Source organism: Streptococcus sp. Marseille-Q6488 (genome assembly GCF_946902925.1).
Lineage (GTDB): Bacteria > Bacillota > Bacilli > Lactobacillales > Streptococcaceae > Streptococcus.
This window is the reverse complement of sequence record NZ_CAMPPZ010000015.1, coordinates 64,970-86,698: the sequence shown is the minus strand read 5'-3', so window position 1 is coordinate 86,698 and position 21,729 is coordinate 64,970. Positions and strand designations below refer to the sequence as shown.

The 21,729-nt window shown below is 39.1% G+C and carries 16 protein-coding genes, 1 tRNA gene, 1 rRNA gene, 1 other RNA gene and 7 pseudogenes; 25 read left to right on the top strand and 1 reads right to left on the bottom strand.

The genetic code is table 11. From position 1 onward, the window contains the following. Positions 1 to 10 precede the first annotated feature (10 nt). Both rrf and OVN23_RS07985 read left to right on the top strand, forming a co-directional pair. Positions 11 to 126 (top strand): 5S ribosomal RNA (gene rrf / locus OVN23_RS07990). Positions 127 to 131: 5 nt separating this feature from the next. Further along, a tRNA-Asn gene (locus OVN23_RS07985) sits at positions 132 to 205 on the top strand. A 69-nt stretch (positions 206 to 274) separates the two neighbouring features. Here OVN23_RS07985 and OVN23_RS07980 read toward each other — a convergent pair. Next, positions 275 to 1,321 (bottom strand): annotated as a pseudogene (locus tag OVN23_RS07980) (ISL3 family transposase); the annotation flags it as partial. A 266-nt stretch (positions 1,322 to 1,587) separates the two neighbouring features. Between OVN23_RS07980 and comW the strand changes: the two are divergent. The 23 genes and pseudogenes from comW (at position 1,588) to OVN23_RS10350 (ending at position 21,478) form a co-directional block, all read left to right on the top strand. Next, the gene (gene comW, locus OVN23_RS07975; RefSeq protein WP_173213476.1) at positions 1,588 to 1,824 is read left to right on the top strand and encodes a sigma(X)-activator ComW; all 237 of its coding nucleotides are present in this window, start codon (positions 1,588 to 1,590) and stop codon (positions 1,822 to 1,824) included. A gap of 230 nt (positions 1,825 to 2,054) precedes the next feature. After that, a complete protein-coding gene (locus tag OVN23_RS07970) occupies positions 2,055 to 3,341 on the top strand; it encodes an adenylosuccinate synthase (RefSeq protein WP_001832534.1) in 1,287 nt (428 codons plus the stop codon). A gap of 199 nt (positions 3,342 to 3,540) precedes the next feature. Then, entirely contained in the window at positions 3,541 to 4,008 is a 468-nt protein-coding gene (gene tadA / locus OVN23_RS07965) for a tRNA adenosine(34) deaminase TadA (protein ID WP_267240939.1), read from the top strand. A gap of 32 nt (positions 4,009 to 4,040) precedes the next feature. Next, positions 4,041 to 4,138, top strand: an RNA gene (gene ffs / locus OVN23_RS07960) — signal recognition particle sRNA small type. 56 nt (positions 4,139 to 4,194) lie between these two features. After that, positions 4,195 to 4,638, top strand: a complete 444-nt coding sequence (locus tag OVN23_RS07955; protein WP_000701983.1) for a dUTP diphosphatase — start codon at positions 4,195 to 4,197, stop codon at positions 4,636 to 4,638. Then, positions 4,598 to 5,155 (top strand): histidine phosphatase family protein, encoded by a 558-nt coding sequence (locus OVN23_RS07950; protein WP_267240938.1) that lies wholly within the window; start codon positions 4,598 to 4,600, stop codon positions 5,153 to 5,155. Before OVN23_RS07955 ends, OVN23_RS07950 begins: the two co-directional genes overlap by 41 nt. Positions 5,156 to 5,168: 13 nt before the next feature. Continuing rightward, positions 5,169 to 6,530 (top strand): DNA repair protein RadA, encoded by a 1,362-nt coding sequence (radA, locus tag OVN23_RS07945; protein ID WP_077804517.1) that lies wholly within the window; start codon positions 5,169 to 5,171, stop codon positions 6,528 to 6,530. 72 nt (positions 6,531 to 6,602) lie between these two features. After that, positions 6,603 to 7,100, top strand: a complete 498-nt coding sequence (locus OVN23_RS07940; RefSeq protein ID WP_004237611.1) for a beta-class carbonic anhydrase — start codon at positions 6,603 to 6,605, stop codon at positions 7,098 to 7,100. Positions 7,101 to 7,124: 24 nt separating this feature from the next. Continuing rightward, positions 7,125 to 7,940 carry a PrsW family intramembrane metalloprotease gene (locus OVN23_RS07935; RefSeq protein ID WP_267240936.1) on the top strand — a complete coding sequence of 272 codons (816 nt, stop codon included), beginning with the start codon at positions 7,125 to 7,127 and terminating at the stop codon, positions 7,938 to 7,940. A gap of 145 nt (positions 7,941 to 8,085) precedes the next feature. Continuing rightward, a complete protein-coding gene (locus OVN23_RS07930) occupies positions 8,086 to 9,054 on the top strand; it encodes a ribose-phosphate diphosphokinase (RefSeq protein ID WP_267240935.1) in 969 nt (322 codons plus the stop codon). Positions 9,055 to 9,171: 117 nt separating this feature from the next. Beyond that, a complete protein-coding gene (locus OVN23_RS07925) occupies positions 9,172 to 10,083 on the top strand; it encodes an Rpn family recombination-promoting nuclease/putative transposase (protein WP_267240934.1) in 912 nt (303 codons plus the stop codon). Beyond that, a pseudogene (locus OVN23_RS07920) lies at positions 10,082 to 10,462 on the top strand (hypothetical protein); the annotation flags it as partial. The gene OVN23_RS07925 and the pseudogene OVN23_RS07920, both read left to right, overlap by 2 nt. 122 nt (positions 10,463 to 10,584) lie before the next feature. Next, on the top strand, positions 10,585 to 11,583 hold the full coding sequence (locus OVN23_RS07915) for an Abi family protein (protein ID WP_267240933.1): 999 nt from the start codon (positions 10,585 to 10,587) through the stop codon (positions 11,581 to 11,583). 21 nt (positions 11,584 to 11,604) lie between these two features. After that, positions 11,605 to 11,875, top strand: a pseudogene (locus tag OVN23_RS07910) (IS110 family transposase); the annotation flags it as partial. A 169-nt stretch (positions 11,876 to 12,044) separates the two neighbouring features. After that, on the top strand, positions 12,045 to 13,019 hold the full coding sequence (locus OVN23_RS07905) for an Rpn family recombination-promoting nuclease/putative transposase (protein ID WP_267240930.1): 975 nt from the start codon (positions 12,045 to 12,047) through the stop codon (positions 13,017 to 13,019). A 7-nt stretch (positions 13,020 to 13,026) separates the two neighbouring features. Continuing rightward, positions 13,027 to 13,374: pseudogene (locus tag OVN23_RS07900) on the top strand (hypothetical protein); the annotation flags it as partial. An 8-nt stretch (positions 13,375 to 13,382) separates the two neighbouring features. Beyond that, positions 13,383 to 13,730, top strand: a pseudogene (locus OVN23_RS07895) (hypothetical protein); the annotation flags it as partial. 6 nt (positions 13,731 to 13,736) lie between these two features. Then, positions 13,737 to 14,084, top strand: a pseudogene (locus OVN23_RS07890) (hypothetical protein); the annotation flags it as partial. A gap of 7 nt (positions 14,085 to 14,091) precedes the next feature. After that, a pseudogene (locus OVN23_RS07885) lies at positions 14,092 to 14,592 on the top strand (hypothetical protein); the annotation flags it as partial. Positions 14,593 to 14,958: 366 nt separating this feature from the next. After that, a complete protein-coding gene (locus OVN23_RS10425) occupies positions 14,959 to 16,026 on the top strand; it encodes an N-acetylmuramoyl-L-alanine amidase family protein (protein WP_413777635.1) in 1,068 nt (355 codons plus the stop codon). 146 nt (positions 16,027 to 16,172) lie between these two features. Next, positions 16,173 to 17,498 (top strand): nucleoside triphosphate hydrolase, encoded by a 1,326-nt coding sequence (locus OVN23_RS07875; protein WP_267240929.1) that lies wholly within the window; start codon positions 16,173 to 16,175, stop codon positions 17,496 to 17,498. A 142-nt stretch (positions 17,499 to 17,640) separates the two neighbouring features. Continuing rightward, on the top strand, positions 17,641 to 19,251 hold the full coding sequence (locus OVN23_RS10355; protein ID WP_319946289.1) for a PspC family transcriptional regulator: 1,611 nt from the start codon (positions 17,641 to 17,643) through the stop codon (positions 19,249 to 19,251). A 127-nt stretch (positions 19,252 to 19,378) separates the two neighbouring features. Further along, entirely contained in the window at positions 19,379 to 21,478 is a 2,100-nt protein-coding gene (locus OVN23_RS10350) for a hypothetical protein (protein WP_319946288.1), read from the top strand. The last annotated feature ends 251 nt before the right edge of the window (positions 21,479 to 21,729 follow it).

The following is a 21,729-nucleotide window of genomic DNA, read 5'->3' as shown; positions in this document are numbered from 1 at the left end:
TTACTCAGAGTTAAGTGACGATAGCCTAGGAGATACACCTGTACCCATGCCGAACACAGAAGTTAAGCCCTAGAACGCCGGAAGTAGTTGGGGGTTGCCCCCTGTGAGATATGGAAGTCGCTTAGCTTTATTCCGCCATAGCTCAGTTGGTAGTAGCGCATGACTGTTAATCATGATGTCGTAGGTTCGAGTCCTACTGGCGGAGTAGATAATTAAAAGAGGTCAAGACCTCTTTTTTTTACCTCTTTGTCAACTGTAGTGAGTTGAAGAAAAGCTAAGCTCGAGAAAGGACAAATTTCGTCCTTTCTTTTTTGATGTTCAGAGCGATAAAAATCCGTTGTTTGAAGTTTTCAAAGTTCCGAAAACCAAAGGCATTTCGTTTGATAAGTTTGATGAGATTATTGGTCGCTTCCAGTTTAGTGTTTGAATAGGGGAATTGAAGGGCATTGACGATTTTCTCTTTGTCCTTGAGAAAGGTTTTAAAGACAGTCTGAAAAAGAGGATGAACCTGCTTTAGATTGTCCTCAATGAGTCCGAAAAATTTGTCAGCATCCTTATTCTGAAAGTGAAAAAGTAAGAGTTGATAGAGATTATAGTGGTGTTTTAAGTCTTCTGAATAGCTCAAAAGCTTGTCAAGAATCTCTTTATTTGTTAAGTGCATACGAAAAGTAGGGCGATAAAAACGTTTCTCACTGAGTTTACGACTATCTTGTTGAATGAGCTTTCAGTAACGCTTGATAGCCTTGTATTCATGAGACTTTCGATCCAATTGATTCATGATTTGGATACGCACACGACTCATAGCACGGCTTAGATGTTGTACAATGTGGAAGCGATCTAGAACGATTTTGGCACACGGAAAAAGCTGTTTAGCCAAGTCATAGTAGGGACTAAACATATCCATAGTAATGATTTTTACCTGACAACGAATAGCTCTATCGTATCGAAGAAAGTGATTTCGAATGATGGCTTGTGTTCTTCCCTCAAGAACAGCGATGATGTTGAGTTTTTTAAAATCTTGCGCAATAAAGCTCATCTTTCCCTTGGTAAAGGAGTACTCGTCCCAGGACATAATCTCAGGGAGGTAAGAAAAATCATGCTTAAACCGGAAGTCATTGAGCTTGCGAATAACAGTTGAAGTTGAAATAGACAGCTGATGAGCAATATCGGTCATAGAAGTTTTTTCAATCAGCTTCTGAGCAATTTTTTGGTTGATAATACGAGAAATTTGGTGATTCTTCTTGACGATAGAAGTCTCAGCCACCATCATTTTCGAGCAATGATAGCACTTAAAACGACGTTTTCTAAGAAGAATTATGGTTTGAATTTTTTTATACTACAAAATCAGATCCATAATACCTATATAAAAACATTATAGTTATAATAGGGTTTACCCAAAAGTTTTAAGGCGGTCTTTTTAGGACTTTAATCTTTTGAAATTCAGGTAGTAAATTTGTTTCTATTCTGTCAACTTTTCCTATTTTTTATCTTGTTGAGGTTGGTATTTTAACAATTCAGGAATTGTTAATAACTGTTTAAAATTTTTTGTTAGAATAAGTTTATAAAAAAGAAAAGGAGTATATATTTATGCTAAAAAGTATTTATGAGCAGATGGCAGATTTTTATAGAAATATTGAAGAAGAGTATGGTACTGTATTTGGTGATAATTTTGACTGGGAACATTTTCATTTTAAATTTTTGATTTATTATTTAGTGAGATATGGTATTGGGTGTCGTAGGGATTTTATTGTTTACCATTATCGTGTTGCTTATCGTTTGTATCTTGAAAAATTGATAATGAAACAAGGTTTTGTTGCTTGTTGAGACAGTATGAGTTAATTTCCGAACAAATTCAACTTTTTGTGGGAAAATAATGATAAATAGCCGGAATTTTTTCTAAAACATTTTTTAATAGTTGGAAATAGCAAATCTTTCTATTGTTTCTTCTTGATAAAAAGGCGATTTTTTCTTATAATAAATTGTAAGATATAATTGCGGGTGAGATTCCTGCCATGTATGTGAGAAAGGAAGAGCCTGAGGGCTCAGACAAGATTATGACTTCAGTTGTTGTTGTAGGTACCCAATGGGGTGATGAAGGTAAAGGGAAGATTACAGACTTCCTTTCAGCGAATGCAGAAGTGATTGCACGTTACCAAGGTGGTGATAATGCAGGTCACACGATTGTGATTGATGGTAAGAAATTTAAATTGCACTTGATTCCATCTGGGATTTTCTTCCCTGAAAAAATCTCTGTTATTGGAAACGGAATGGTTGTAAATCCTAAATCTCTTGTAAAAGAGTTGAGCTATCTTCATGAGGAAGGTGTGACAACTGATAACTTGCGTATTTCTGATCGCGCGCATGTTATTTTACCTTATCATATCGAGTTAGACCGTTTGCAAGAAGAAGCTAAGGGCGACAATAAGATTGGGACTACAATCAAGGGAATTGGTCCAGCTTATATGGACAAGGCTGCTCGTGTTGGGATTCGTATTGCAGATCTTTTGGATAAAGACATTTTCCGTGAGCGTTTAGAACGTAACCTTGCTGAAAAGAATCGTCTTTTTGAAAAATTGTATGACAGTAAAGCCATTGCTTTCGATGATATTTTTGAAGAATATTACGAATATGGTCAACAAATCAAGAAGTATGTGACAGACACATCTGTTATCTTGAATGATGCGCTTGATAATGGTAAACGTGTACTTTTTGAAGGTGCACAAGGTGTTATGCTAGATATTGACCAAGGTACGTATCCATTTGTTACGTCATCAAACCCTGTAGCTGGTGGTGTGACAATTGGTTCTGGTGTCGGTCCAAGCAAGATTGACAAGGTTGTTGGTGTATGTAAAGCCTATACGAGTCGTGTAGGAGATGGTCCTTTCCCAACTGAATTATTTGATGAAGTGGGAGAACGTATCCGTGAAGTCGGTCATGAATATGGTACAACAACTGGTCGTCCACGTCGTGTGGGATGGTTTGATTCAGTTGTGATGCGCCATAGTCGTCGTGTTTCTGGTATTACTAATCTTTCATTGAACTCTATCGATGTTTTGAGTGGTTTAGATACAGTGAAAATCTGTGTGGCCTATGATCTTGACGGTCAACGTATTGACTACTATCCAGCTAGTCTTGAGCAATTGAAACGTTGCAAACCTATCTATGAAGAGTTGCCAGGTTGGTCAGAAGATATCACTGGAGTTCGTAATTTGGAAGATCTTCCTGAGAATGCGCGTAACTATGTTCGTCGTGTGAGTGAATTAGTTGGCGTTCGTATTTCTACTTTCTCAGTGGGTCCTGGTCGTGAACAAACAAATATTTTAGAAAGTGTTTGGTCCTAAGAGATTTTTAAGATTTGTTTAAGATAGGTCGGGTATACTATAGACAGTTACAAGAAGACCTCCTAACTTGTTGTAACAAATATCCTAAACTTTTCTTTTTCATAATAATCTCCCTATAAAGTCACCGCATTCGGTGGCTTTTTTTGTGTTGAGATTCATGATATAATAATAAAATCGATAAGTAGGAAAAGAGAAACGGATGAATTATACAGTTGAAGAAAAAGAAGTCTTCATGAGAGAGGCCTTGAAAGAAGCTGAGATTGCTCTTGAACACGATGAAATTCCAATTGGTTGTGTGATTGTGAAAGATGGCGAAATCATTGGTCGTGGGCATAATGCGCGTGAGGAATTGCAGCGAGCGGTTATGCATGCGGAGATTATGGCTATAGAGAATGCGAATCTGAGTGAGGAGAGCTGGCGCTTGCTGGATTGCACGCTTTTTGTGACCATTGAGCCGTGTGTCATGTGTAGTGGGGCGATTGGACTCGCCCGTATTCCAAACGTGGTCTATGGAGCTAAAAACCAGAAATTTGGCGCTGCTGGGAGTTTGTACGATATCTTGATAGATGAGCGTCTCAATCATCGTGTGGAGGTTGAAACGGGAATTTTGGAAGATGAATGCGCAGCTATTATGCAGGACTTTTTTAAAAATAGACGGAAAAAATAATTTTGCTTTTAAAATAAATAGGAATGTGATATAATAGATAGTGGAGCAACAGTTCTGCGTGAAGCGGGTCAGGGGAGGAATCCAGCAGCCCTAAGCGATTTGAATTGTGTGCTCTTTTTTTCGTGCTTTTTCCGAATAAATAAGATAGAATAATCTAGAATAAATGATAATAGAAAAGAGAAGATGATGAAAATTCGTGGTTTTGAATTGGTTTCTAGTTTTACAGATGAAAATTTATTGCCCAAGCGCGAGACAGCGCATGCGGCTGGTTACGACTTAAAGGTTGCTGTGCGTACAGTTATCGCTCCAGGAGAAATTGTATTGGTTCCGACAGGGGTTAAGGCTTATATGCAACCGACTGAGGTTCTATACCTTTATGATCGCTCTTCAAATCCTCGTAAGAAGGGCTTGGTCTTGATTAACTCTGTGGGTGTCATTGATGGGGATTATTATGGAAATCCTGGGAATGAAGGGCATATTTTTGCTCAGATGAAGAATATCACAGATCAAGAAGTGATTCTTGAAGTTGGGGAACGTGTGGTCCAGGCTGTCTTTGCGCCTTTCTTAATCGCAGATGGAGATGCGGCTGATGGCGTTCGAACTGGTGGATTTGGTTCAACAGGGCACTAGAATGAAGATTATCTTTGTACGTCACGGGGAGCCAGATTATCGTGAGTTAGAGGAGCGTTCTTATACGGGATTTGGGATAGATTTGGCGCCCTTGTCTGAGAAGGGACGGCAGCAAGCCCAGAAATTGAGCACCAATCCTTTACTCCCTTCAGTTGAAATAATCATATCTTCTGCAGTCACAAGAGCTTTAGAAACGGCTTCTTATGTGGCTTGTGTTACTGGACTTCCTTTGAGAGTGGATCCATTATTGCATGAATGGCAGGTCTATGAAAGTGGCACAGATAATTTTGAAAAAGCTCGTACTATGTTTCTAGAAAATAAGGGGGAGTTACTTCCTAATAGTCCTATTCAATATGAGACAACTACGGAGATGAAGTCTCGTTTTCTAGAATGCATGGCTAAGTATCGAGATTACCAGACCGTGATAGTGGTAACTCACAACATGCTCATGCGTCAGTTTGTGCCAAATGAGAAGATTGATTTTTGCCAAGTAATTGAGTGTGAGTTAGAGATATAGAAAGAGGTTTATCATCGCAAAGAAAAAAGCGACATTTGTATGTCAAAATTGTGGGTATAATTCCCCTAAATATCTGGGACGTTGCCCCAACTGTGGGTCTTGGTCTTCTTTTGTAGAAGAGGTTGAGGTTGCCGAGGTCAAGAATGCGCGTGTGTCCTTGACAGGTGAGAAAACCAAGCCCATGAAACTGGCTGAGGTGACTTCTATCAACGTCAATCGAACCAAGACGGAGATGGAGGAATTCAACCGTGTACTTGGAGGCGGAGTGGTACCGGGAAGTCTCGTCCTCATCGGTGGGGATCCTGGAATCGGGAAATCAACCCTTCTCCTACAAGTCTCAACCCAGTTGTCCCAAGTGGGGACAGTTCTCTACGTTAGTGGGGAGGAGTCTGCTCAGCAAATCAAGCTACGAGCAGAGCGCTTGGGAGATATTGATAGTGAGTTTTATCTCTATGCAGAGACCAATATGCAGAGTGTTCGAGCTGAGGTGGAGCGCATCCAACCAGATTTTCTTATCATCGACTCCATCCAGACCATTATGTCTCCTGAGATTTCAGGGGTGCAGGGGTCTGTTTCTCAGGTGCGTGAGGTGACGGCTGAACTTATGCAACTGGCCAAAACAAATAACATTGCCATCTTTATCGTAGGTCATGTGACCAAGGAAGGAACCTTGGCTGGTCCTCGTATGTTGGAGCATATGGTGGATACAGTGCTTTACTTTGAAGGGGAGCGTCACCACACCTTTCGTATTTTGAGAGCGGTCAAAAACCGTTTTGGCTCCACTAATGAAATTGGGATTTTTGAGATGCAGTCGGGTGGATTGGTTGAGGTCCTCAATCCGAGTCAAGTTTTCTTAGAAGAGCGTTTAGACGGTGCTACGGGCTCGTCAATCGTTGTGACCATGGAAGGGACTCGTCCGATTTTGGCGGAGGTTCAGGCCTTGGTGACACCGACCATGTTTGGAAATGCCAAGCGTACGACGACAGGACTTGATTTTAACCGTGCTAGCTTGATTATGGCTGTTTTAGAAAAACGGGCAGGGCTTCTCTTGCAAAATCAGGATGCCTACCTCAAATCTGCTGGCGGTGTCAAATTGGATGAACCTGCCATTGACTTAGCCGTTGCTGTTGCCATTGCTTCGAGCTACAAGGACAAGCCAACTAATCCTCAGGAATGTTTTGTAGGAGAATTAGGTTTGACTGGAGAAATTCGGCGCGTGAATCGTATCGAGCAGCGCATCAACGAAGCTGCTAAACTGGGATTTACTAAGATTTATGTACCTAAGAATTCCTTGACAGGAATCACTCCGCCCAAGGAAATTCAGGTCATTGGGGTGACAACGATTCAGGAAGTTTTGAAAAAGGTTTTTGCTTAATCTGTGACAAATCCTCTTAAAAATGATAAGATAGGAGAAATATTTGACTATCAAATTTTCGAGGAGGGAATCGTGTCGTATTTTGAACAGTTTATGCAAGCCAATCAGGCTTATGTTGCCCTACATGGGCAGTTAAATTTGCCACTTAAACCCAAAACCAGAGTAGCCATTGTGACCTGTATGGACTCACGTCTGCACGTTGCACAAGCTCTAGGTTTGGCACTTGGGGATGCTCATATCTTGCGGAATGCAGGTGGTCGAGTGACTGAAGACATGATTCGTTCGTTGGTTATTTCCCAGCAACAAATGGGGACAAGAGAGATTGTGGTGCTGCACCATACAGACTGTGGTGCTCAGACCTTTGAAAATGGTCCTTTTCAGGAGTATCTGAAAGAGGAACTAGGTGTCGATGTGTCAGATCAGGATTTTTTGCCCTTCCAAGATATAGAGGAGAGTGTACGTGAGGACATGCAATTGCTTATCGAGTCTCCCCTAATACCAGACGATGTCATTATCTCTGGTGCCATTTATGATGTAGATACAGGAAGTATGACGGTCGTAGAATTGTAAAAAATTCATTTAGAAAGAAAGTGTATGAAGAAAAACAGTATTTTATTTATTTTTATTTTATTGCTATGTATTGGTTTGCAGTATGAAACTATCTACTATACGGACGGTTCGATGTCAGGTGCGGAATATGGACTCATGGGAGTTTCTATCTTTCTAGCTCTCTTTTACATGATTCCGGCTCTTTATTTCCTTTTCCGTATTGGGAAAAAATGGGAATTACCAAAGAAGGCCTTGATTTTGTCTTTATTGGGTGGGATGTTCCTTTCAGGCTGGCTATCTAGTTTTGCTAATACCTATATCCATGATTTGCTGGGTATTCTTTTCCCAGATAGTGCATTTTTAAGTGCCTTTGAAAGTGCTATTGTGGCTCCTTTGGTAGAAGAACCGCTTAAATTATTGCCACTTGTCTTTGTTTTAGCTTTGATTCCTGTGCGAAAATTAAAATCTTTGTTTTTACTTGGAATTGCTTCTGGTTTGGGATTCCAAATGATTGAGGATATTGGTTATATTCGTACGGATTTGCCAGAGGGATTTGATTTTACTATTTCGAGGATTTTAGAGCGTATCATCTCAGGGATTGCCTCTCACTGGACTTTTTCAGGTCTGGCTGTAGTAGGTGTTTACTTGCTTTACAGAGCCTATAAAGGGCAGAAGGCTGGCAAGAAACAGGGGATTATTTTCCTAGGTTTAGCCTTGGGAACTCACTTCTTGTTTAACTCTCCTTTTGTAGAATTGGAGACAGAGTTGCCATTAGCGATTCCAGTAGTTACAGCTATTGCTCTTTACGGTTTTTATCAGGCTTATCGCTTTGTTGAGAAGCACGATGAGTTGATGAACTAGAATATTTTTCAAAAGAATGATACAAGGGTACAAATATGGTGCCCTTCTTTTATTTTTGATTGAAAAATAGTGTAAAAAGCGCTACAATGGTAGATGGAAAAATCTTGTGAAAAGCACAAGCGATACATATATACCGGAGGAAATCATGTCTTTTTCTGATTTAAAGCTGTTTGCCCTTTCTTCTAATAAAGAATTGGCAGAACGTGTGGCGCAGGAGATTGGGATAGAGTTGGGGAAATCAAGTGTTCGCCAATTTTCAGATGGAGAGATTCAGGTCAACATCGAAGAATCAATCCGTGGGAAACACGTCTTTATCCTACAATCAACTAGCTCGCCTGTAAATGACAATCTGCTTGAAATTTTGATTATGGTGGATGCTTTGAAGCGTGCCAGTGCAGAATCTGTCAATGTTGTCATGCCTTACTATGGGTATGCACGTCAGGATAGAAAGGCGAGAGCGCGTGAGCCAATCACTTCAAAACTTGTCGCAAATATGCTTGAAGTAGCTGGAGTGTATCGTTTATTGACCATCGACTTGCATGCTGCTCAGATTCAAGGATTCTTTGATATTCCTGTGGATCATTTGATGGGAGCTCCTCTGATTGCGGATTATTTTGAGCGTCGTGGCATGGTTGGTTCTGACTATGTGGTTGTCAGTCCAGACCATGGAGGGGTGACTCGTGCTCGTAAGTTGGCAGAATTTTTGAAAACATCTATTGCTATCATTGACAAACGTCGTAGTGTTGATAAGATGAATACCAGTGAAGTCATGAACATCATCGGTAAGGTCGAAGGCAAGACTTGTATCTTGATTGATGATATGATTGATACGGCTGGAACGATTTGTCATGCGGCAGATGCTCTTGCGGAAGCTGGTGCTGTTGAAGTCTATGCAAGCTGTACGCACCCAGTGCTTTCTGGTCCTGCTATGGACAATATCCAAAATTCAGCTATTAAGAAATTGGTTGTTTTGGATACCATCTATCTGCCAGAAGAGCGTTTGATTGATAAGATTGAGCAGATTTCAATCGCTCATCTCCTAGGGGATGCTATCGTACGTATTCATGAAAAACGACCACTTTCTCCACTTTTCGGTATTGAGAAAAAAATTTAATGACCAAGCCTGAGATAATTCTCAGGTTTTTTTATCTCTTTTCCGAATAAATAGATAGTAGCAGTGAATCTAGTAAACCTAGATTTAAAAATGTGCTATAATGAAAGGAGAAAGAATATGACATTACGTCATCCGGGCATTAGCCCAACCAATGACTTGGTTGCTAAGAAAATCTTTAGCAATCCAGAAATCACTTGTCAATTTATTCGCGATATGTTGGACTTGCCAGCAAAAAATGTGACCATTTTGGAGGGAAGCAACATTCACGTCTTGCCTTACTTACCGTACTCGGCACAGGATTTCTATACAAGTATAGATGTTTTGGCGGAGTTGGATAATGGTACGCAAGTTATCATCGAAATTCAGGTTCATCATCAGAATTTTTTCATCAATCGTTTGTGGGCTTACTTGTGCAGTCAGGTCAATCAAAATCTTGAAAAAATTCGCCAACGTGAAGGTGATACCCACCAGAGTTACAAGCACATCGCACCTGTTTACGCAATAGCTATTGTGGATAGTAATTATTTCCAAGATGATCTAGCTTTCCACAGTTTCAGTATGCGCGAAGACACGACAGGTGAAGTCTTAACCATCACAAACAATGGACAAGAAAACCATCTAGTCAAGATGGCATTCTTGGAATTAAAGAAATACAGAGAAACCAGCAAAGACGAGGTTCGCAAGCCGTGGTTGGAGTTTTTTGGGAACAAGCCCTTTACTCAACAACCCGAGCGAGCCATCAGCCAAGCAGACCAACTGCTGGACTACAAGAGCTGGTCCGAGGAGGACAGGAAGATGTTTAGCCAACTACGTATGCGAGAAGAACAGGCCTTGTTAGCACAGGACTATGCCTTGGAACAAGCTGAGGAAAAGGGCTTAGAACGTGGTCGTGCAGAAGGTATTGAACAAGGTTTAGAGCGTGGGAAAATCTTTACCTTTCTAGATTTAGTACGCCAACATGTTTTAACTTCCGAATTCGCGAGTGAACAATTGGGTATGTCAGTAGCGGAGTTTGAAGCACTTTTGTAATACCATCACAGTAATGGCGTTCTTGGAATTAAGAAAATACAGAGAAACCAGCAAAGATAGCGTTCGCAAGCCGTGGTTGGAGTTTTTCGGGAACAAGCCCTTTACCCAACAACCCGAGCGAGCCATCAGCCAGGCAGACCAACTGCTGGACTATCAGAGCTGGTCCGAGGAGGACAGGAAGATGTTTAGCCAACTACGTATGCGAGAAGAACAAGCCTTGTTAGCACAGGACTATGCCTTGGAAACTGCTAGGGTGGAAGGTATCGAACAAGGACTGGAGCGCGGGAAAGTTGAAGGATAAATCTTTGCCTTTATTGATTTAGTACGCCAACATGCTTTGCCTTCCGAATTTACGAGTGAACAATTAGACACAAATTGAAAAAATATCAAGTTGACTTGACTTTTTTTATAGAATAGTATAGTATTTAGATACAAGCACTCCTTTTGCTCCCTGTTTCATAGCAACTGGAGTCATTTTTTTATAAATTTAGAAGGTTAATGATGTACACAACTGATAATAGTATTTCTTTGTCAAGAGATTTAAAGAGAGAAATGAAAGCATTTTTACCTCTTGAAGATTTGGTAAGTTATCTTTCAGATAAGCTAGATATGTCACCTGAAGAGGAACTAGATTCCAAAAATTTTTTACGTTGCCATAATTACTATTCGTTTTCTGCTTTTATTAAACAGGTTCCAGATAATCTTCATAAAGGAAAATTTCAAGCAGCGATTTCATTGTATGAATTTAATAACTGGTTGTCACAGTTTCTGTTTATATTTTCTGGTAGATTAGAGCAGTTTATAAAATCAACTTTTATTGAATCGCTTTGCCAGCAATATAATGGAAAATATCAAAAAGGTGAGTGTTACTTGGATGAAACTATTTATGAAAACTCTGAATTATATAACGAATTTATTTCAATTATAGAAAAACATTTATCAGAGAATCAAAGTCTGTCAATACAGCATCATATCAAAAATAAAGGTTCTAAATTCCCAATTTGGGTTCTTTTTCAAGAGATGACTTTTGGGGAAACAACTCGTTTTATAAGTGCACTGAAAAAAGAGTACCGGGAGTATTGGATAGATACTACATTTTTATCAACTGGTGTGGTAAATTCTAAAATTCATGGAGAAGAAATCCAGAGTAAATTATTTGGCTGGGTTTCAGCTACATGGTATATGAGAAATAGAACAGCACATCATTTAAGACTATATGGTCAAAATTTTACAATAGCAAGTCCAAGTTTCTTCTCAGCTGATTTGCGTCAAATAAACAAGAATGCAGAGACTAAAAAGAAAAAGACCCATAATAACGATTTATTTGCTTATCTTTTAGCTATGAAAAATCTTATACAACATCATTCACATTCTTTTGTTCAAGATTGGAACGATTTTTTAATGAGTTTAGAGGCACAGTTGATGAAAAAGTCAAATATCATATTATCTAGTAAGATTGGTTTGCCAAGTAATTGGAAAGATATATTGTGGATTAGTTGAACTAAGGAATGATTTTTTACTCAAGTTATTATTCAGAGAATCTTTGAGAATCCAGATGAGAAACCAAACATTAAGAAGTTGATTACCAAGATGAATGAAGGATAAGATGCGAGATTTGGGAATTACTATAGCGGACGATGCAACAGCTGAACAAGGTGAGAAAATCAGAATCATCAAGGAGCACTATGATGTTCTTGCCATCTGCAAAGAAGACTTAGAAACCATGATTCGGAAACTCGAACAAGAATATCAAGAACAAGTTAAGCTGATTCAAACCGTATCTGGATTCAGGGTGTTTTAATTTTAAAAATTAGGTGTCAAACTCTCTTTTAGTACAGATAAAATTAAGAATAAACAATAGTTTTAATAACTTTCTCTTTTCTTTTCCGAATAAATAGATAGTAGCAGTGAATCTAGTAAACCTAGATTTAAAAATGTGCTATAATAAAAGGAGGAAAAGGATGATTCTAAGACATCCGGGCATTAGCCCAACTAATGACTTGGTTGCTAAGAAAATCTTTAGCAATCCAGAAATCACTTGTCAATTTATTCGCGATATGTTGGACTTGCCAGCTAAAAATGTAACCATTTTAGAGGGAAGTAACATTCACGTCTTGCCTTCCGTACCTTACTCGGCACAGGATTTCTATACCAGTATAGATGTTTTGGCGGAGCTAGATAATGGAACCCAAGTAATCATTGAAATTCAAGTTCATCATCAGAATTTTTTCATTAATCGTCTGTGGGCTTATTTATGTAGTCAGGTCAATCAAAATCTCGAAAAAATTCGCCAACGAGAAGGTGATACTCACCAGAGTTACAAACACATCGCACCAGTATATGCTATCGCTATCGTGGATAGTAATTACTTCTCAGATGACTTGGCTTTCCATAGCTTTAGTATGCGCGAGGATATGACAGGTGAGGTATTAACTATCACAAGTAACGGTCAGGAAAACCATCTAGTCAAGATGGCATTCTTGGAATTAAAAAAATACAGGGAAACCAGCAAAGACGAGGTTCGCAAACCGTGGTTGGAGTTTTTCGGGAACAAGCCCTTTACCCAACAACCCGAGCGAGCCATCAGCCAAGCAGATCAACTGCTGGACTACAAGAGCTGGTCCGAGGAGGACAGGAAAATGTTTAGTCAACTACGTATGCGTGAAGAACAAGCCTTGTTGGCACAGGACTATGCCTTGGAACAAGCTGAAGAAAAAGGCTTAGAACGTGGTCTTGAACGTGGTCTTGAACGTGGTCGTGCAGAAGGGATTGAACAGGGACTGGAGCGTGGGAAAGTTGAAGGAAGGGAAGAAGGGAAACTTTTTGCCTTTCTGGATATGGTCCGCCAAGGTCTTCTGACTTCGGAGGTTGCGAGTGAACAATTGGGCATGACTGTTGCTGAGTTTGAGGAGCTATTGAAAGACCATCATAAATAAGACCTAAAAATACAGAGAAACCAGCAAAGACGAGGTTCGCAAGCCATGGTCGGAGTTTTTCGGGAATAAACCCTTTACCCAGCACCCCGAGCGAGCCATCAGCCAGGCAGACCAACTGCTAGACTACAAGAGCTGGTCCGAGGAGGACAGGAAAATGTTTAGTCAACTACGTATGCGAGAAGAACAGGCCTTGTTAGCACAGGACTATGCCTTGGAAACTGCTAGGGCGGAAGGTGGTTTTGTTATGTTAGCAAATCTTGTTCGCCAGCATCTTTTAACAGCAGAGGTTGCCAGTCAGCAATTGGGCATGACTGTCTCTGAGTTTGAAGAATTATTGAAAGACCATCATAAATAAGATCTAACAAATACAGAGAAACCAGTAAAGACGAGGTTCGCAAACCGTGGTTGGAGTTTTTCGGCAACAAACCCTTTACCCAACAACCCGAGCGAGCCATCAGCCAAGCAGACCAACTGCTGGACTACAAGAGCTGGGCCGAGGAGGACAGGAAAATGTTTAGTCAACTACGTATGCGAGAAGAACAGGCATTGTTGGCACAGGACTATGCCTTGGAAACAGCTAGGGAAGAAGGGAAACTTTTTGCCTTTCTGGATATGGCCCGCCAAGGTCTTCTAACACCTGAGGTTGCGAGTGAGCAATTAGGTATGTCAGTTGCTGAGTTTGAGTCACTATTGAAAGACCATCATAAATAAGACCTAAAATACAGAGAAACCAGCAAAGATAAGGTTCGCAAGTCGTGGTTGGAGTTTTTCGGGAATAAACCCTTTACCCAGCACCCCGAGCGAGCCATCAGCCAAGCAGACCAACTGCTGGACTACAAGAGCTGGTCCGAGGAGGACAGGAAGATGTTTAGCCAACTACGTATGCGAGAAGAACAGGCCTTGTTAGCACAGGACTATGCCTTGGAAACTGCTAGGGTGGAAGGTGGTTTTGTTATGTTAGCAAATCTTGTTCGCCAGCATCTTTTAACAGCAGAGGTTGCCAGTCAGCAATTGGGCATGACTGTCTCTGAGTTTGAAGAATTATTGAAAGACCATCATAAATAAGACCTAAAAATACAGAGAAACCAGCAAAGATAGCGTTCGCAAGCCGTGGTTGGAGTTTTTCGGGAACAAGCCCTTTACCCAACAACCCGAGCGAGCCATCAGCCAGGCAGACCAACTGCTGGACTACAAGAGATGGTCCGAGGAGGACAGAAAAATGTTTAGTCAACTACGTATGCGTGAAGAACAAGCCTTGTTAGCACAGGACTATGCCTTGGAAACTGCTAGGGTTGAAGGTCTTGAACAAGGACTTGAACGTGGCCGTGCAGAAGGCGTTGAACAGGGTCTTGAACGTGGTCTTGAGCGTGGTCGAGCAGAAGGTATTGAACAAGGTTTAGAGCGTGGACTTGAACGTGGCCGTGCAGAGGGTATTGAAAAAGGGCGCGAAGAAGGCATTGAAGAGGGATTAAAAGTAGGTTTAGTAAATCTAGTCCGTCAAGGTCTTCTGACTTCTGAGGTTGCCAGCCAGCAGTTGGGCATGACTGTCACTGAGTTTGAGTCCTTGCTATGAGGTCACATTTTAAATAGTAGAAAGTTAATGGAATGACGAGTTATTTCTAAAATACTTGTCATTTTTGCTTGACATTTGGAAGGGGTTATAGGATAATACCATAGAAGTGAGTTCTATCCAACTATCGATATGGATTAGATATGTGAGGTTTGACTCAGGGTTTAAGAAATTTGTGAGATTTTCACTTGGGAGATACGGTATTTGAAGGGTATTTCATCTCACAAAGACGTTTTTTCACCTTTTTTGAAAAAAATAGGTAAAAAGTTGATGAAAACCCTTGACAAATCCTGCAAATATTTATATACTGTATGGTAGTAAGATAGTCTTACGAAAAAATTTTTAAAGAAAAACAAAGGAGATAAAACGATGAAAAAAGTTTTATTGACAAGCGCAGTCGCTCTTGCAGCATTTGGTGCTGTACAAGCTGTTTCAGCTGAAAGACAATTGACACCTGAAGAAGCAGCATCAGTTAGAAAAGTTGAGAAAACTTACGATCCTTCTCAAGTGGAAAAAGCAACGGAAACTAACCGTTCTGAACAAGTTCTAGCAAATGGAGATAAAGTAGTATCTATTCAATATAAAGATGGTTCTACTTATACTTATTTGGTAATTAATCCTAACAATCAATACAAGGATAAAGTATCTAATCCATATGATAGCCAATTTAATCTTAAAGATGGTAAAGTTCAAAAGGTTGTACCATTCACAAATGGAACACATGGACGTATCAACGTTAAAGATAAACAAGGTGCACCAGTTGCAGGTGTTGAATTTGAGCTATTAGTTTATAAAACTACTGAAGATTTCTTGAATGCTCAAGGTGGAAAACCTGTTAAAGATGCCCCAGCTCTTGTAAGTGCTAAGACAAATGAAGCAGGTGATGCTGAGTTTGAATTACACGAGGGTGGAGTAGCGGTTTACCGTATTTTGACAGTACCAAAAGGTTACTTTTTACCTGAGCGCCTAACAAAATCTTCACTATTTACAGCAGATGCAGTTGGACGTAACGAAAATAATGATATGTATGTAAATGCATCAGTTGAAATTGAAAAAACTGACAGCTACAATGTTGTTCGTACTGAGTGGGTTCAAGGTGAAAACGGATGGCACTACTATGACAACAACAAACAAGTTACTGGTTGGAAACAAATCGACGGTAAATGGTACTTCTTTAACGCTGAAGGCGTAATGCAAAAATGGTGGGTTAAAGATGGTAACACTTGGTACTACCTAAATGGTTCAGGTGCTATGGAAACTGGTTGGTTGCAAGACGGTGGCAAATGGTACTTCCTTGAAGCATCAGGTGCTATGAAAGCTAGCCAATGGTTTGAAGTTGCTGGTAAATGGTACTACGTTAACGCTTCAGGTGCCCTTGCAGTTAACACTACTGTAGGTGGATACACTGTAAACGGAAACGGTGAATGGGTTAACTAATTTAGTTTAATCAAAAAAGCAGGAGATTTCTTCTGCTTTTTATTTTTTCCATAAAAAGTTCAGTTTTTTTTTAGAATTTTTTTAAAAAATAAGATACAATAAAACTAGGTTTATTACCTAAAATTTTAAACATGGAGAATGCTCATATGAAAAATAAAAAAGCTTTAGCCCTAGCAGTAGCTAGCTTGACAATGGCAAGTGCAGCAGTTTTAACCAGTTACTCTGCAATTACAGCTCGTCCAGTAAGTGCGGAAGAAGTTGTTTATAGAACTGAGTGGATCACAGTGATTAATGGTCGTTCACAAGAACGTAAGACAGTATTTTTTGAAGATGGGAATCAGCCGCTCTCTAAACATTCGACAATTGAAGGATTTGAATTTCAACGTGCCTATGTTGAAGGGGGAAGAAAATACTACTTATTCGTTGAGAAAGGGACAAAGATTGATGATTTTGTAAATGATCCCGATGCGTCTGTCAGTGAGTTAAATACTCAAGGCTATAAAACTTCTGATAAAGATGTAAAATGGCGTGTGTCTGCTGGTAATCGTTATCTTTACTATAAAGGAAATCCTGTAAAAGGTTGGGCTAATGTTGATGGAAAAACTTACTATTTTGATAGTGAAGGTGTTATGGCTCACGGAGTTCTTGAAAACACATCTGAACGTTACTATCTAGACGGACAAGGTGTTAAGAAAACTGGTTTCATTAAAGTAGGAGAAAAAACCTATTATTTTGTGTCAGATGGAGCTCGTAAGACAGAGATTATCTCTGAAAATGGAAAAACTTATTTTGTCAAAGATGGTGTTGTGACAATTGGAGCGCATAAGGTGGGTGCTAAATGGTACTTCTTTGCTGAAGACGGTACAACCAAGTCAGGTATTGTAAAAGATAGTGCTGGAAAATGGTATTACATTACTACAGAAGGTGAGCGTAAGACAGGTCTTATCAAGGGTGCTGGTGATAAGTATTACTATGTCACTGAAGAAGGTGAACGTAAGTTTGGGGAAATTACCGTTGATGGTAAAACATATTTCTTAACAGATGAATCTAATACAAAAGCTGGCTGGAATAAAGTTGATAGTAACTGGATTTATGTAAATAAAGAAGGCAAACGTCACGTTGGCTGGTTACAAGATGGTGGTAAGTGGTATTACTTTAACGCTGAGGGCATCATGCAAAAATGGTGGGTTAAAGATGGTAGCACTTGGTACTACCTAAATGGTTCAGGCGAAATGCAAACAGGCTGGTTGCAAGATGGTGGTACTTGGTACTACCTAAACAACTCAGGTGCTATGCAAACAGGTTGGGCTAAAGTAGGTGATTCATGGTACTACCTCAAAGGCTCAGGTGCTATGGTAACTGGCTGGTTCCAAGTTGGTGGTAAATGGTACTATGCTTATAGTTCAGGTGCCCTTGCAGTAAGCACTACAGTCGATGGTTACTATGTAAATGCCAACGGTGAATGGGTATAAAATAACAAAGAGAGTGGTTCAAACTGCTCTCTTTCTGTTATTGTTAAATATTTCTACACTTTTTATGTTTTTTATTGCATTTATTATAGGAAAGAGATATAATCTATATAAATTTAACCATTTAATAAAGGAGGTTCTTCTCATGAAGAAAACACTAACAGGTATCTTACTAGCTACTTCAGTGCTAGCTATGGCTTCAGTTCAACCAGCACAAGCTGCCGAAACAGGGGCAACAACGGCTACAACAACTTCTACGGTTAAAGAAGTCCACTATGCAACATTTAAAAATGGTGGACCTGTAGATATTAAAGATGCACTTACAGGTGCTGCTGTGACAGCTGCATCTATTGAGAATCACCCTGAAATTGCAAATTATATCTATACTTCTAGTAGAGAAGAGGATGGTATTATGTATCATATGTATGCGCCAACTGCTACAACAGGTACTACGAATTCTGGTACTCAGACCAATCCATACCATAGAGATAACAACCAAAACAATGGTAGCACTAGTAATGCTAATGGGAATAATAACCAAAATGGTACTGGTGCAAACAATAATAATGGCTCAACAACAAATTCTAATTCTCCAGTAAAAAAAGTTCGTTTTGTAGAATATAAACCTGGTAGTGATGTTCCAGTTGATATTAAAGATCCACGTACAGGCTCTGCAGCTTCTGATACCAGTCGTCTGGATATTGCCAACTATACTTATGTTACTGGTGAATTAAAAGGTGATACACTTTACCATATCTATCGCTCAAATTCAACAACTAATACTAACCAAAATCAGTCTGCAGCGGCAGGTCAGTTCAAAACAGAGAACGGAAAAGTCTACTATATCAAGGACGGTAAAAAAGTTACTGGCTGGCAAAAAATTGATGGTAAGAATTACTACTTTGAAGCTGATGGAGCTATGAAAAAAGGTCTATTGACTGCAGGTGATAAGCAATACTATTTAGATGAAAAAGATGGTGTTAAAAAGCTAGGCTTTGTAAAAGTTGCTGATAAGGTTTACTATTTTGTTGAAAATGGTGATAAGAAAACTGGCTTTATCAAAATTGATGATAAAACTTACTATCTAAAAGAAGGTGTTCGTCTAACAGGGGATATTACAGTAGACGGAAAACATTATTTCTTAGATGAGGAAGGTGTCCTTAAACCAGGTATTGTTTTAATTGATGGTAAAAAATTCTTCATTGATGATGAGGGAAATCGTCATGTTGGATGGAAGAAAATTGGACTGGATTGGTATTATTTCTCTAAAGAAGATGGAATGAAGACTGGTTGGGTCAAAGATGGGTCATGGTATTACTTGGATGAAACTGGTGTGATGAGAACTGGTTGGAAACAAGTTGATGGTAATTGGTACTATCTTAACGGCTCAGGTGCTATGCAGACAGGCTGGAAATTTATAAATGGTAGTTGGTACCATTTTGACAGTTTAGGTAAAATGGGTACTAGATGGATAAAAGACAATGGTACATGGTATTATCTTGACGGTTCAGGTGCTATGCAGACTGGTTGGAAGCTTTTAGATGGTAACTGGTATTACCTCAATGATTCAGGTGCTATGCAAACAGGTTGGCTCAAGCAAGGTGGTACTTGGTATTATCTTGCTGGCTCAGGTGCTATGAAGACAGGTTGGTACCAAGTTAGCGGTAAATGGTATTACTCATATTCATCAGGTGCATTGGCTGTGAACACAACTATCGATGGTTACACAGTAAATGCCAATGGTGAGTGGGTGTAATGGATATAATAAAGAAATAAGGGGAATTTCCTCTTATTTTTTATCATTTTGGAGTGTGATTTCTTGAATTTTTAGGAAAAAAATGGTAAAATAGCACCAAAAAAGTACCAAAGGTGGTCGATATTTTATGGATAAGAAAAAATTTCTAACTGCTAGCTTGGCTAGTGTTGCTGTTTTAGGATCAGCATTTGTTGTATCTCAACCGTCGGTTGTAAAAGCGGAAGGTCAACCTGTAGCTAGTAGTCAACCAGCTGAAAATAAAGAATCAGCACAAAAAGAATTTTTAGCTAATTTTGATAAAGCTGTAGAAGCTACAGTTAAAGAATTAAAAGAATATTTAGACAATGCAAAAGAAGATCCAGAATTACAAAAACAAATTCAAGGATTTATTGATGAATTTGAAAAACGAACTAAAGCCCAGAAGGCTGACTATGAAAAACGCTTCGAAGCAGGTTTAACTGTAGAAGAAGCTGAAAAAGAAGTAGAAGGAATTGCTAAAGAAGAGGAAATTGCAGAGGAAAAAGAAGCTAAGGAAGAGGAAGACGCACAAGTAGCATTTTTAGCTAATTTTAACAAAGCATTAAAGGATACGATTGCAAAATTAGAAGAATCTGCAAAAAATAATCCTGAAATAAAAGAACAAATTCAAGATACGATTGCAAAATTAAAAGCAGAAGCAGAGAAAACAAGAGCTAAAATCGAAGAAGGTTTCAAACAAGGCTTAACTGCAGAAGAAGCTGAAAAAGCAATCGATGATGAAAATAAAAAGTTAGCAGAAGAAGCAAAAGCAAAAGCTGAAGAAAAAGCAGCACAAGATGAATTCTTAGAGAATTATGATAAAGCGTTAGAAAAAGCAGTTGCAGAATTAGAAAAAGCTGACACAAAAAATGATCCAGAGTTAGAAAAACAAAAGAAGGAAACAATTACAGCATTAAAAGCAGCATCAGATGAAACAAGAAAACAAATTGTAGAAGGCTTCAAACAAGGCTTAACTGCAAAACAAGCTGAAAAATTTATCGATGAATTAAATAAGAAAGCAGCAGAAGAAGATAAAGAGGCTGCAGTAAAAGAAAAAGCAGCTCAAGAAGAATTTTTAGCGAACTATGATGCAGCATTGAAAGCAGCAATCGCAGAATTAGAAAAAGCAGAAACTAATAGTCCAGAAGAAGCAAAAGCAAAAGCTGATACAATTGCCGCATTAAAAGTAGCATCAGATGAAACAAGAAAACAAATTGTAGAAGGCTTCAAAAAAGGATTAACTGCAAAACAAGCAGAAAAATTTATCGATGAATTAAATAAGAAAGCAGCAGAAGAAGCTAAAGAAGCGGCAGCTAAAGAAGAAGCAGCGCAAAAAGAATTCTTAGCTAATTATGATGCAGCATTAAAAGCAGCAATTGCAGAGTTAGAAAAAGCTGAAACGAATAGTCCAGAAGAAGCAAAAGCAAAATCTGATACAATTGCAGCATTAAAAGCAGCATCAGATGAAACAAGAAAACAAATTGTAGAAGGCTTCAAAAAAGGCTTAACTGCAAAACAAGCTGAAAAATTTATCGATGAATTAAATAAGAAAGCAGCAGAAGAAGATAAAGCTAAAGAAAAACCAGCGGAGAAACCGGCAGAAAAACCAGCTGAAACTCCAGTCAAACCTTCTGTTCCTGCAAGACCAGCTAATCCTACATATGTCCCTTCATATGTTCCATCATACAACTCATATTCTGTAGTAGAACCAGCTAAACCAGCTTCTCCAAAAACAGGTTGGAAGCAAGAAAACGGTGTGTGGTATTTCTACAATACTGATGGTTCAATGGCAACAGGTTGGCTTAAAGATAATGGCACATGGTATTATCTAAATGCAAATGGTTCAATGGCGACAGGCTGGTTACAAAATAATGGTTCATGGTACTATCTAAACAGCAATGGCGCGATGGCAACAGGTTGGCTTAAAGATAATGGTACATGGTACTATCTAAATGCAAACGGAGCAATGGCAACAGGTTGGCTTAAAGATAATGGTACATGGTACTATCTAAATGCAAATGGTGCAATGGTAACAGGTTGGCTTAAAGATGGTGATACATGGTACTATCTTGAAGCATCAGGGGCTATGAAAGTAAGTCAATGGTTTAAAGTTTCAGACAAATGGTACTATGTTGACGGTTCAGGTGCCCTTGCAGTAAATACTACTGTAAATGGTTACACTGTAAACGGAAACGGTGAATGGGTTTAATTTTAGATAGTTGAATCATGACAGGAGAGAAATCTCCTGTTTTTTTGTGGTATATAATCGAGTGAGGACTTTGTTGGATAGTATAGTGGATTGAATTTAGAATAGTACGCTACGGATTCTAAAATATTTCTAGAAATTAATTTGACTTTCCTAATCAATTTGTTCATATCTTATTTCAATCTACTATAGAAAATAAAAAGTGAACAAGACGATATTTTAGTCCTGTTCGCTTTTATGTTATTAGTGATTGT